Raw genomic sequence first — 11,391 nt, forward strand, 5'->3', positions numbered from 1 at the left:
TTTATAGCTCCTTTTTAATATCTAGTTTATGGACAGCAACTTTTTTGACTTGATGTCCATCAAGTTCTAATACTTTAAATTGAAAACCAGCATATTCAATGGAATAACCAGCTTCAATATTTAAGTCAACTGCTTGAGAGAGAAGCCATCCTCCAATTGTATCTAAATCACTATCATCAATATGTAGGCCAAACATATCATTTACTTCAGAAATGAGCACCTTTCCATCTAAAACAGTAAGCTTAGGTGTACGCTTTTCAATCATAGGTGATTCATCCGCATCGAATTCATCTTGAATTTCTCCAATGATTTCTTCAAGAATATCTTCCATCGTTAAAAGTCCGGCAGTGCCACCATATTCATCCATAACGATTGCCATCTGAACGCGATTTTTTTGAAGATGGACTAACGTTTTACGAATTGGAACTGTTTCAAATACTGTTAAAACAGGATGTATATAAGATTCAAGTGGTTTATAAATACCTTTCGTTTGATCATGGAATACTTCTTTCGTATTAATCATCCCGATGATATCATCTTTATCTTTTTCAATGATTGGATAGCGTGTATATTTTTCAGTTGCGACGATATCCATATTTTCTTCTAACGTATTTTCAGTAGATAAGCAAATCATTTCGGTACGAGGAACCATTATTTCTTTCGCAACTCGATCATCAAATTCAAAAATGTTATTTACATATTTATATTCGGTTTGGTTTATTTCACCGCTTTTAAAACTTTCACCTAAGATGAGTCGCAATTCCTCTTCAGAATGAGCAAGTTCATTTTCTTTGGCAGGTTCTAATCCGAGTAGTTTTGTGAAAAATATAGCTGCACTATTGAGTAACCAAATAAATGGATACATAATTTTATCAAATAAAATAAGAGGTCTTGCAAATTTGAGTGTGATTGCTTCTGCTTTTTGAATTGCGAAAGACTTTGGAACTAACTCACCTAATACAACGTGGAAAAATGTAATAACACTAAAAGCAATAACAAAAGATAAAGTGTTAGCCATTGTTCCAGTAATATTAATTTTTTCAAAGAGCGGTCGTAGTATATGTTCCACAGTCGGTTCACCAAGCCAACCAAGCCCTAAAGAAGTGATCGTAATCCCGAGCTGACAAGCTGATAAATAAACATCTAAATTAGATAGGACGCTTCTTGCAGCTAAAGCTTGTTTATTACCTTCATTTGCAAGTTGGTCAATTCGACTTTTTCGTACTTTTACAACAGCGAATTCTGATGCAACGAAAAAGCCAGAAATAAGAATAAGTACAAAGATGAGAAAAATATTTAATATGTCCAAGTGTGTTCTCCATTCCAAGGTTTGGAATAAAGATGTCACCTCCTGCAATTATGTTATACTTTTATAATAAATCCAAATGAAAAGAATAGTCAAAGGAAAAGGGCAAATATTGGTATGTTTCTGTAATAGTTTTTGAATTTGCTGTTATTTTGTCCGCTATACAAAAGGAATAACCCCCTACTTTTAGATTATAGAGGGTTATTTCAATTAAGGTTTTGGAACACTTCTCGTTAAAGTGTATGACTGTTGCTTGGAGTAGTTTGTGGTCCATAGTGTTTGAAGGAAAGAAAGTATGCTATATGGGATATAGAGTAGTAATAAGCCGATTGTAACAATTATGGGTGAATTTCCGCCAAATTGAACGATAAATTGTAACAGTCCACTTGCATGAAAAACGCATTCCATAAAAACGAATGAAAGAATGATGGAACCTAAAATTGATTTATGGTTCGAAGTAAGCGCCAAAAACAATGTATCCACAAGAAAAGAATCATGTTTTATTTCATATTCATTTGTGTTTTTCAAGAAAGGAATCCATTTTTTTACTGCTTGCATAACGATAATCATGGAAGTACTACATACGATGATAAAAGATGAGTAGTAAGGAAGGTTTATAAATTGTGCGACGTATAGAAGTAGTAATAAGACTGAACATTGTAATACTACAGTGCAAAAAGAGTAAGGTATCCAATTCAATACAGTAGTAAACTTTTTAAACGAGTTAGGTACTTTGAAAAATAAATGGCCGATACCCAAACTTATGAAAAATCCGATCGCAAGGGTAAAAGTAAAACGAACAATCGATATAAAATATATTTCCCATATGTAAGGGAATAATGGTGTTGAATGATTAGAAGTATGTATCATTTGATTTGCTGAGAAAAAGATAGATTCATGCATCCAATCAACCTTTGGAATTGATATAGAAGAAAGCTGTGCGAAGTTTTGAAAAATGCTAATAAATCCATTTTGATAAGAGTAATTGTGTGTAATAAAAACAGCTGGAATAGGACTTATGGCAAAAATAACAATAACACCAATTATAAATTTACATATATGTGAGCGTAATAAGGACATATAAACCACCTACTCTTTGAATATTCAGAAAATTCTTATTCTTATTTTAGCCGTTTTTGGAGCAAGTTACAATATATTTTTCTTCATGTATGGGCATATGGATAATTTTAAATTGTATTTAGAAATCTATTTTATGTGTGGAATATAAAGCAGAAACTGGTATGTAACAGTACAAATACAAAAAGCGTGAACAGTTTTGCATTTTCACGCTTTTTGTGTGGAATGAAGAGAATGTAGGGAAATGTCGAAAGTATTAAATAGATTTTTAAAATTGGAAAGTGATACCATAAAATTAAACGATGTTTAAATCGTTGTTTAACTGATACATTCTAGAGGGGGAGATGAATTGGGGGGGAATGAAAACGTATCAACGAAAGAAAAGATTTTAAATACAACATTGGAATTAATTAAAAAAGAAGGTTTTGAAAAGGTAACGATAAGAAAAATTGCAGCATTGTCAGATGTAAATATAGCGCTAGTAAATTACCATTTTGGTTCAAAAGAAAAGTTAATTAGTGAGACGATTAGAGTTTTATTAATTAGCTTTCAAGGCACTTATTCTATTTTAGATAATATTACAGTGCCAGCAAAAGAAAGATTAAAAATATTTTTATTGGATTATGTACTAGTAATTCGGCAATATCCGGAGTTAGTTAGGAAGATTATTGCAATGGGAACTACGGTATTTACATCTCAATACGAATATGGGGATTTTTTGAAGAGGCTAGGTTTCAGTAAAGTGAAGAATATTTTGAGCGAGATAACAAATGAAACGGATCGGGAAATTTTAATGATGATGACGGTGCAAATATTTGGATCCATTTTTCTTCCCACATTAATGATGCCAATTCTCGAATCAGGGGCAGATATAAAAGTACCATCTGTAGAAAAACAGATTGATTTCCTATTTGAACGCTATTTTTATAAAAATTGAGATAGTGGGTGATAGAGGTGGCTAGTTTCTTTAGAAAGCATTGGTGTGATATAGGGTTAGTTGTCGCTATTATTGTCGTTGTTTCTTTAGTCGCGAATTTGGGAGAAATGAGTGAAATAAAAGTACTGTTAGGGTTAAGTTTTGTGGCCATTTTAGTGCATCAATTTGAAGAGTATCGTTGGCCAGGTTATTTTGCTGGTCTGTTTAATGTAGTTATATTTAAAAGTGATATACCAGACCGCTATCCATTAAATACGCAATCTGCTATGGTAATAAATATTTTGATTGCGTATGTTTTTTATTTACTCCCGGTTTTTTTTCAAAATATAATATGGCTTGGGTTGGCACCTATTTTAATGGGATTTTTTCAATTCATATGGCATGGTATTTTTGCGAATATAAAAGCTAAAACAATATATAATCCGGGATTAGGTGCGGTTGTATTACTACATGTTCCAATTGGTTATGTATATATGAGGTATATTCTTTTACACAATCTGGCTACAAATTTGGATTGGTTATTTGGGGTGATCTACTTTCTAATAGCTACCTATTTTTTAATTATAAAAGGAAATATGTTAATGAAAAGTAAGGAGACAAATTATTACTTTTCTAAAAAACAATTAGGTCCGTACAATGATACATTGAAGTGATTCAGAATTCAGAGGGAGGGTTTTGGATGCGGAAGAAAGTGCAAGTGAAGGATTCATGAATAAATTATGACAAGAAAATGAATAATTTTCAGAAAAATAAAATAAATTATTTATTTTTTTCTGAAAATATAATATAGTTATGGCACAGAAAGTATTTTAACATAAGGAGGCTTTTTATGAGGATTAAAGGGAATTACGTGCCAAAAAGGGAAGTTTTACTGTGCTCAAGTTCGATTACGATAGGGGAAGCGTTAGAGCATTTAAATAAAACGGGGTATCGTTGTGTACCAGTTTTAGATGAAAAAAAAGAGAAATTTTTAGGGAATATATATAAAGTAGATATTTTAGAATATAAAGGATCACTTGACGAGAGTGTAATGCAATTATTAAACGATAAAGAGGGATTTGTGAGAGAAGATTCTTCTTTCTTTAAAGTATTTTTTACAATAAAAAAATTGCCTTATTTATCAGTAGTTGACGAAAAAGGGGTTTTCCTTGGAATTTTAACGCATAAAAAAGTTTTTGAGTTATTAGAGGATGCATGGGGCGTTCACTCTAGTAAATACTCTGTCATGATTGGAACGCAAGACTATAATGGAGCAATCCAAAAGTTATCGACAGTTTTAAAGAAATACACTGGTATTCAAAGTTTGATGACTTTTGATAATGATGCCTTATTAGTTCGTAGAATTATGTTTACATTAGGAGAAGAGTTTAACGACGGTGAATTAGAGACATTATTGAAAGATTTAGAAGATCACGGATTTAGAGTTGTATATGTGGAAGAGATGAAAAATCCACGTGAAGTTGAAACGATAGAGTAACATACAAAAGCCATCTAATTATCTTGGATGGCTTTTGTTATGTTACGTGTGTAAAGTTATTTTAAAATAACGACAAGATAATAGGTGAGATTATAACAATATTTGTGTAAGAGAATAAAAAATGTAGATAATTTCGATTTTCAAAAAAATCAATTTGAAAATATGTTTTTATTTTGCAACTAAATATGTTACTATATGTGTGATAAAAACAAAGAGGTCTGACAACTATACTCCACGTAATAACACTCTAATGATTTAAAAATTCAAAAAACTCAAAATTCAAAAATAACAATTGTATTAATGATTAGAGTAAAAATAAGGGGAATGGAGAAATTATGGAGAAAGACACTGCTTTGTAAGGGGCATATTTTATCATCTTGAGCAGAGAGGAGGATGCATAGCATATTGTAAAATATAGAGATAAACAATGAAAAAATGCTATGCAAATGAAGAGCATGAAGGGACGTTTAAGGCCAGGTGATACGGTAGCAATTGGTTTGATGCTATTTGCATTATTTTTAGGAGCAGGAAATTTAATTTTCCCGCCAGTTTTAGGTCAACAAGCAGGAGAGAATGTTTGGATTGCTACAATAGGATTCCTTGTAACGGGAGTCGGATTACCCCTACTAGCTGTAACAGCTGTCGCGTTTGTAGAGGGGGACTTGAAAGCGCTATCTTCTAGAGTCCACCCTATATTTGCGTTTATTTTCCCATTGATTAGTTATTTAGCAATTGGACCATTTTTCGCGATTCCTCGTACTGGAGCTGTTTCGTTTGAAATGGGTATGAAGCCGTTTTTATCAGAGGCAATGGTTTCAGAGTGGTACATGCTATTTCTTTTCACGATAGTTTTCTTCGGAATAACGTGGTATTTATCATTAAATCCATCTAAATTAGTGGATTGGTTTGGGAAGTTTCTTACTCCATTATTAGTATTAATTGTTGCTGTTATTGTCGGAAAGGCAATTATTGATCCAATTGGAGAGCCGGCTGCGCCGTTAGCTGCTTACCAAGAGAATGCTTTCTTTGGTGGATTTATTCAAGGGTATTTAACGATGGATGCAATTAGTGCTCTCGTATTTGGAATTGTCGTTGTACAAGTTATTCGCTCTAAAGGGATAAAAGAGAGTAGCCAAATTGCAAAAATAACAGTCGTATCAGGTATTATTGCTGTACTTGGTTTAACGTTAATCTATTTATCACTTGCTTATCTTGGTTCAACAAGTACATCACTTGGTGTCTCAGAAAACGGTGGTCTTATTTTAACGAATGTTGTAAATGAGCTATATGGGACGAGTGGTAAAGTTTTATTAGGACTTGTTATTATACTCGCTTGTTTAACAACTTCTGTTGGGTTAACATCGGCGTGTGCGGGTTTCTTTACAAACTTATTCCCAAAACTTTCGCATAAAACGATTGTAACAATGGTATGTGTATTTAGTTTAATTGTATCTAACCTAGGTTTAACACAATTAATCGCAGTAACATTACCTGTGTTAATGATCATTTATCCAGTTGCAATTGTATTAATCGTACTTTCGTATTTCCATAAGTGGATTGGGAAGCGTAATACAATTTATATTGGAGCTATTTTAGGTGCATTTTTAATTAGTTTCTTTAACGGTTTAGAAAGTGCGAAAATTAAAATTGACGCGATTTCTAATGTACTACAAATGTTACCGTTATATAACGAAGGAATCGGATGGTTAATTCCATCATGTATTGGCGGGATTCTCGGTTTCTTCTTCTATAAATCAAATGAATCAAGTGAATTACAAAAGAAAGGTGCTTAGGCACCTTTCTTTTTTTGAAGGGGATTTTTGAATTTTGTCTAAGTAATAATTGGGGGGAATGATAAATGGCTAATTTTGAAGATTTTTTAAATTTGGATTTGAGAATTGGAACTGTAATACATGCAGAGGAATTTAAAGAAGCGAGAGTACCAGCGATTAAACTAGCAATAGATTTTGGAGAAATCGGGATAAAGCAGTCAAGTGCCCAAATTACGAAAAGGTACAGTCCAGAAGATTTAGTCGGTCAACAAATCGTTGGGGTTGTAAACTTTCCACCGAAGCGTGTAGCTGGATTCAAATCAGAAGTGCTTGTGCTTGGTGGTGTTCCTGAAGCTGATGATGTCGTGTTACTTCAGCCTAATATGGAATTGCCAAATGGAACAAAAATTAGCTAGGGTGAAGGTAGGGGCTAATATGGATATCGGACGAGAATATTTGCAATGTGCGATTTCGAACTTTGAAGCAACAAAGAAACAAGGGGAACGGGCACTTTCTCAATTATCATATGAACAAATACAATGGTCTTCTCATGAAGAAACAAATAGTATAGCGATTATTATTAAGCATCTGCACGGTAATATGCGTTCTAGATGGACGGATTTTTTAACGTCTGATGGTGAAAAAACAGATCGTAATCGAGATGGTGAATTTGAGGGATGCTATCATTCAAAAGAAGAAGCCCTTATAGCTTGGCAAGAAGGATGGAAATATGTTTTTAATACGATGAATACTTTAGCGCCGGAGCACTTATTGAAGACGGTATACATTCGCGGTGAAGCACATACTGTCATGCAAGCAATTGAAAGGCAAATTTCTCATTATGCATTGCATATTGGTCAGATTATTTATATTGGGAAGATGTTAAAAGAAAATGAGTGGGAATGTTTAAGTATTCCGAGAGGTCAGTCTGCACGTTATGTAGAGAAAAAACGTTCCACATAATAATAAGAAAGAAACCGATAAAAAATGGGAAATAAGAAAATCAGCCAAATAATAGATGGTTCTGTAATCAAAAGAATGCTGCCAAAAATAAGTCCATACATAATAAGAAAGAAATTGAAAAGTGTATTCACTGGGATAAATCGTGAGAGGAACACTTGCTGTCGTTTAAAACAATCACTGTGAAATAAATAAAAGCGGAAGTACCATGTGGCGGTAATAAGATCTTTCTTTCTCACAATTCTTTTTTTGCATGTATGACAGATAAATGTTGGTTGCATTTCATTACGCTCCATTTTTTATTTTTATAATAATGTGAGACATAAGTAGGTACAACGTGTATGTTCCTATATACGCTCCTGCAATAAGGAAAAATGGATTCAGTAAAATCCCATGAATGCTCGTCATGAAAACTAAATCTTGTATTAAAACATCGTATATATTAATGGAAATAATTGTACCGAGTACATACAGTGCCAAGTACGCAGAAATATGTAGTACAATAGAGATTTTTGGATGCTTAGCGGACAAATAAAAAATGAATGATAGAGCGATTGGTAATATTCCTATTAATAGCTTCAATTCATTTCACCTCATTAACAATATAGCCGAAATTTTAACGGTCTATTCTCTAGGGCTTGTACATAACTTGAAATAGAGAGGTGATAGTATGAATCGGGGCTTTTTTTTTATGAAGTTTACAAGTATGCGTAAGTTAGTTTTATTTGTTATTACTACAGTGCTAGCGACTTTTTTTCTTATTAGTATGATGGTAACCTCTATGAAAGAGACGAAGTCAACGTATTTATATAATTGGTTAAATGAGTTATCGATGAATGGTTACATGTATGTACTTGGAAAAGAGAATCATTATTTTACACAGGAGTATCGAAATTTGAATCAAGATTTTTCAATTTCTTCTTTTCTCTTTTCTATGGCTACAAATATTCGCTTTAATGATGTACGCAGTTTTGTCGGGAAAGAGCTACCCGGGTTTGGTAAGTACGATACAGAAATTGTTATTGCGGGTGAGGGCACAAACTATTCTAACTTACCGATAGAGTCGAGTGTACCTCTTGAAGAAGTAGTGAAAGAACGGACTAGTGGAACTGGACAAGCACCTAAACAAGATACGAATAAAGAGAAAAAACAGCCGTCCCAAACGACCGGGAAAAGACAAGTTGCGTTTATTTATCATACACATAGCTGGGAATCTTATTTACCTTTACTTAACTTAACGAATGACCCGAATCCGAATAAAGCAACGAGTTCTGTATCGAATATTTCTATATTAGGAGATCGTTTCCGTGAACAACTAGAAGGTGAAGGGATTGGAGCTACTAACGATAAGAGTGATGTTGGTCAAAAGTTAATAAGTAAGGGTTTAAACAGTAATAGTTCGTATAAAATGTCACGAGAAATTGTGCAGCAAGCTATGGCTGGAAATAAAGATCTTCAATACTTTTTTGATTTGCATCGTGATAGTGCTCGAAAGAATGTAACGACAAAAACAATTGGAGATAAATCATATGCGAAGCTTGCATTTGTAGTAGGGAAAGGAAATAAAAATTATGAAAAAAACTTACAATTAGCGACAGCTTTACATGAGGCGATTAATAAGAAATATCCAGGAGTGAGTCGTGGGGTCATTCAAAAAGGTTTCCAAACAGGAAATGGAATCTATAATCAAGATTTATCAGGACAAGCGATATTAATAGAAGTTGGCGGTGTAGATAATACGGAGGAAGAATTGAATCGATCAATTGATGCACTTGCTAAAGCATTTGGTGAATATTTTTGGCAGGCAGAAAAAGTGAATGGATAAAGTGAAACTTGAATTAGCCAGGGTATCTATCGATAATTATTAGCTCACTTCAATCTTGGAAAAGCGTAAGTGTAATGCTTACGTTTTTTGTGTTGGTTTGAAATGTGGATAGCAAGATTTCACAAAATGGACATGATTAATAATTATTATAGCGATATCGAAATTTGTCTAATTATAATAGGAGAATTAGAAAGGGATTTTTGAAATGGCAGAGAAAATCTTTTTACAAGGAAAATTTTTATATTATGAAATTGATAGGGTGATTTAGGTGATTAGGGAGATCAAAGTAGAAGATGCAGCATCATTTTTGCAATTAAGTAAGCAATTAGATGAAGAAACGAAGTTTATGTTATATGAACCAGGAGAAAGGAAAACTACAGCTGAGCAACAAGAAAAAATGATCCAGCGATTTATAGAAAATGAATATGCAACAATATTTGTAGCAGTTGAAGATGAGAGAATAATAGGTTTTATATTAGTGAATGGAAATAACATTCAAAGAAAGAGGCATGTGGCAAGCATTGTAATTGGTATTTTGCAAGAGTATAACGGGCGAGGTATTGGGACGAGATTGTTTAAAGAGGTTGAGAAGTGGGCAAAATTACATGATGTATGGCGTTTAGAATTAACAGTAATGGCCCACAATACAAGAGCTCAGGCACTATATAAAAAAGCTGGATTTGAGAAAGAAGGTGTCAAAAAAGCTGCTCTTATTATCGATGGAAAGGACATCGATGAGTATGAAATGGCCAAATTATTAAAATAAGAGGTCGTTATATGAAAAAAAGATGGGCACTACTCGGTATCGTAGCTGCAATAATTATTGTTGGAGTAGCAGGAATCAATTATAAAATGTATAAGGATAAGCAGGCGCGGGAAGTAAGTGTAAATAGTATATTTCCAAAAGCGAAAGAAACGATTGCTAATATGGATGGGGATATTGCGGTAATTAATAATCCGAATTCAATGCTTGTACTTGTGAATAAAAGTAGGCGTTTACCAGATGGTTATAGACCGCCAGATTTAGTTATTCCGAAAGTGCGCTACTCTAGTGAAGGTGATCAAGAAAAGAAAAAGATGAGAAAAGAGGCAGCGAGGGCGCTTGAGGAAATGTTCCAGCAAGCTAACAACGAGCGTATTTTCCTTTTTGCAGTTTCTGGATTTAGATCCTTTGATCGACAAAAAGCATTAAATACGATGTATAAAAAACAAGATGGGGAAGCAAAAACAGCAATGTCTAGCGCGGTTCCTGGCACAAGTGAGCATCAAACTGGATTAGCTATGGATATTACGTCTCAATCTGCTAAATTTCAGTTAGAGACGGTTTTTGGGGAAACGAAAGAAGGTCAGTGGCTTTCTGAAAATGCCCATAAATTTGGTTTTGTGATTCGATACACAAAAGCGAAAGAAACGATTACGGGCTATCGGTATGAACCATGGCACGTAAGGTATGTGGGAAATCCACAAGCTACATATTTGTATGATAATCAACTGACGCTTGAAGAAGTAACAGAGTAAATGATTGAGGGGAGAGACGTATAATGACGATGTTATATAAGAAAAAAGTACATGCATATATTACAAGAGAAAAAGAGGGGGTTATGCAATTACTGGTTTTTAAACATCGTGATATACATGAAGCTGGTATTCAAGTGCCAGGGGGAACGGTTGATGAAGGTGAAACGTTAGAAGCGGCTATATTGCGTGAAGTACAGGAAGAATCCGGATTACGTCATTTATGTATAGAGCGTTTTTTAGCAGATTACATTATACATGTGAAGGAAAAACAGGAATATGAAAAACGTCACTTTTTTCATGTAACTTTACTAACTGATGTAAAAGATACATGGGAACATATAGTAAGTGCTGGTGAGAAAGATCAAGGTTTAGCGTTTAGCTACGAATGGGTTAATATTGCAAAATGCTCTGAATTAGCAGGGAAACAAGGAGAGTTTTTACACTTATTAGATGAGATATATGTAAAGTAATAAAAGAGTCTGAAGCGAAAGTTCATTCGTTTCAGACTCTTTTTATTTT

The 11,391-nt window shown here is 33.6% G+C and carries 14 protein-coding genes; 10 read left to right on the top strand and 4 right to left on the bottom strand.

What is annotated here, in order from left to right; translation table 11 throughout:
- Position 1: 1 nt before the first annotated feature.
- Both ACW0JX_RS10070 and ACW0JX_RS10075 read right to left on the bottom strand, forming a co-directional pair.
- Positions 2–1,309, bottom strand: a complete 1,308-nt coding sequence (locus tag ACW0JX_RS10070) for a hemolysin family protein (RefSeq protein ID WP_000353735.1) — start codon at positions 1,307–1,309, stop codon at positions 2–4.
- Positions 1,310–1,516: 207 nt separating this feature from the next.
- Entirely contained in the window at positions 1,517–2,386 is an 870-nt protein-coding gene (locus ACW0JX_RS10075; RefSeq protein WP_098127539.1) for a hypothetical protein, read from the bottom strand.
- A 346-nt stretch (positions 2,387–2,732) separates the two neighbouring features.
- On the opposite strand from ACW0JX_RS10075, the gene ACW0JX_RS10080 reads away from it, so the two are divergent.
- From ACW0JX_RS10080 to ACW0JX_RS10105, 6 genes are all read left to right on the top strand, one after another.
- Positions 2,733–3,320 carry a TetR/AcrR family transcriptional regulator gene (locus ACW0JX_RS10080; protein ID WP_053564684.1) on the top strand — a complete coding sequence of 196 codons (588 nt, stop codon included), beginning with the start codon at positions 2,733–2,735 and terminating at the stop codon, positions 3,318–3,320.
- 8 nt (positions 3,321–3,328) lie between these two features.
- Positions 3,329–3,973 carry an HXXEE domain-containing protein gene (locus ACW0JX_RS10085; protein WP_003270331.1) on the top strand — a complete coding sequence of 215 codons (645 nt, stop codon included), beginning with the start codon at positions 3,329–3,331 and terminating at the stop codon, positions 3,971–3,973.
- Positions 3,974–4,149: 176 nt separating this feature from the next.
- Positions 4,150–4,797 (top strand): cyclic di-AMP binding protein CbpA, encoded by a 648-nt coding sequence (cbpA, locus tag ACW0JX_RS10090; protein ID WP_001220528.1) that lies wholly within the window; start codon positions 4,150–4,152, stop codon positions 4,795–4,797.
- Between the two features lie 455 nt (positions 4,798–5,252).
- On the top strand, positions 5,253–6,590 hold the full coding sequence (gene brnQ4, locus ACW0JX_RS10095; protein WP_459245784.1) for a branched-chain amino acid transport system II carrier protein BrnQ4: 1,338 nt from the start codon (positions 5,253–5,255) through the stop codon (positions 6,588–6,590).
- A gap of 65 nt (positions 6,591–6,655) precedes the next feature.
- Complete coding sequence (gene csaA / locus ACW0JX_RS10100) at positions 6,656–6,985, top strand: chaperone CsaA (protein ID WP_075719638.1); 330 nt, start codon at positions 6,656–6,658, stop codon at positions 6,983–6,985.
- Complete coding sequence (locus ACW0JX_RS10105; protein WP_071730034.1) at positions 6,966–7,532, top strand: DUF1572 domain-containing protein; 567 nt, start codon at positions 6,966–6,968, stop codon at positions 7,530–7,532. The genes csaA and ACW0JX_RS10105 overlap by 20 nt, the downstream gene beginning before the upstream one ends.
- Here the strand turns inward: ACW0JX_RS10105 and ACW0JX_RS10110 are convergent.
- Positions 7,505–7,810: a permease gene (locus ACW0JX_RS10110; protein ID WP_141241083.1), complete on the bottom strand. Its 306-nt coding sequence runs from the start codon at positions 7,808–7,810 to the stop codon at positions 7,505–7,507. The two genes, ACW0JX_RS10105 and ACW0JX_RS10110, sit on opposite strands and share 28 nt — an antisense overlap.
- A 4-nt stretch (positions 7,811–7,814) precedes the next feature.
- Entirely contained in the window at positions 7,815–8,111 is a 297-nt protein-coding gene (locus tag ACW0JX_RS10115) for a hypothetical protein (RefSeq protein WP_000770728.1), read from the bottom strand.
- An 88-nt stretch (positions 8,112–8,199) separates the two neighbouring features.
- On the opposite strand from ACW0JX_RS10115, the gene spoIIP reads away from it, so the two are divergent.
- The 4 genes from spoIIP (at position 8,200) to ACW0JX_RS10135 (ending at position 11,342) form a co-directional block, all read left to right on the top strand.
- On the top strand, positions 8,200–9,354 hold the full coding sequence (spoIIP, locus tag ACW0JX_RS10120; RefSeq protein WP_001079283.1) for a stage II sporulation protein P: 1,155 nt from the start codon (positions 8,200–8,202) through the stop codon (positions 9,352–9,354).
- Between the two features lie 268 nt (positions 9,355–9,622).
- A complete protein-coding gene (locus ACW0JX_RS10125; protein ID WP_002093964.1) occupies positions 9,623–10,120 on the top strand; it encodes a GNAT family N-acetyltransferase in 498 nt (165 codons plus the stop codon).
- Between the two features lie 11 nt (positions 10,121–10,131).
- Entirely contained in the window at positions 10,132–10,872 is a 741-nt protein-coding gene (locus ACW0JX_RS10130) for a M15 family metallopeptidase (RefSeq protein WP_000747650.1), read from the top strand.
- 23 nt (positions 10,873–10,895) lie between these two features.
- Positions 10,896–11,342, top strand: a complete 447-nt coding sequence (locus tag ACW0JX_RS10135) for an NUDIX hydrolase (RefSeq protein ID WP_095691037.1) — start codon at positions 10,896–10,898, stop codon at positions 11,340–11,342.
- Positions 11,343–11,391 lie beyond the last annotated feature (49 nt).

The organism is Bacillus sp. C-3-6 (assembly GCF_054509685.1).

Bases quoted from the DNA above. Each gene is read 5' to 3' on its own strand.
- ACW0JX_RS10075 (WP_098127539.1), bottom strand. From the start codon at position 2,386: ATGTCCTTATTACGCTCACATATATGTAAATTTATAATTGGTGTTATT.
- cbpA (WP_001220528.1), top strand. From the start codon at position 4,150: ATGAGGATTAAAGGGAATTACGTGCCAAAAAGGGAAGTTTTACTGTGC.
- brnQ4 (WP_459245784.1), top strand. From the start codon at position 5,253: ATGAAGGGACGTTTAAGGCCAGGTGATACGGTAGCAATTGGTTTGATG.
- csaA (WP_075719638.1), top strand. From the start codon at position 6,656: ATGGCTAATTTTGAAGATTTTTTAAATTTGGATTTGAGAATTGGAACT.
- ACW0JX_RS10105 (WP_071730034.1), top strand. From the start codon at position 6,966: ATGGAACAAAAATTAGCTAGGGTGAAGGTAGGGGCTAATATGGATATC.
- ACW0JX_RS10110 (WP_141241083.1), bottom strand. From the start codon at position 7,810: ATGCAACCAACATTTATCTGTCATACATGCAAAAAAAGAATTGTGAGA.
- spoIIP (WP_001079283.1), top strand. From the start codon at position 8,200: ATGAATCGGGGCTTTTTTTTTATGAAGTTTACAAGTATGCGTAAGTTA.
- ACW0JX_RS10130 (WP_000747650.1), top strand. From the start codon at position 10,132: ATGAAAAAAAGATGGGCACTACTCGGTATCGTAGCTGCAATAATTATT.
- ACW0JX_RS10135 (WP_095691037.1), top strand. From the start codon at position 10,896: ATGACGATGTTATATAAGAAAAAAGTACATGCATATATTACAAGAGAA.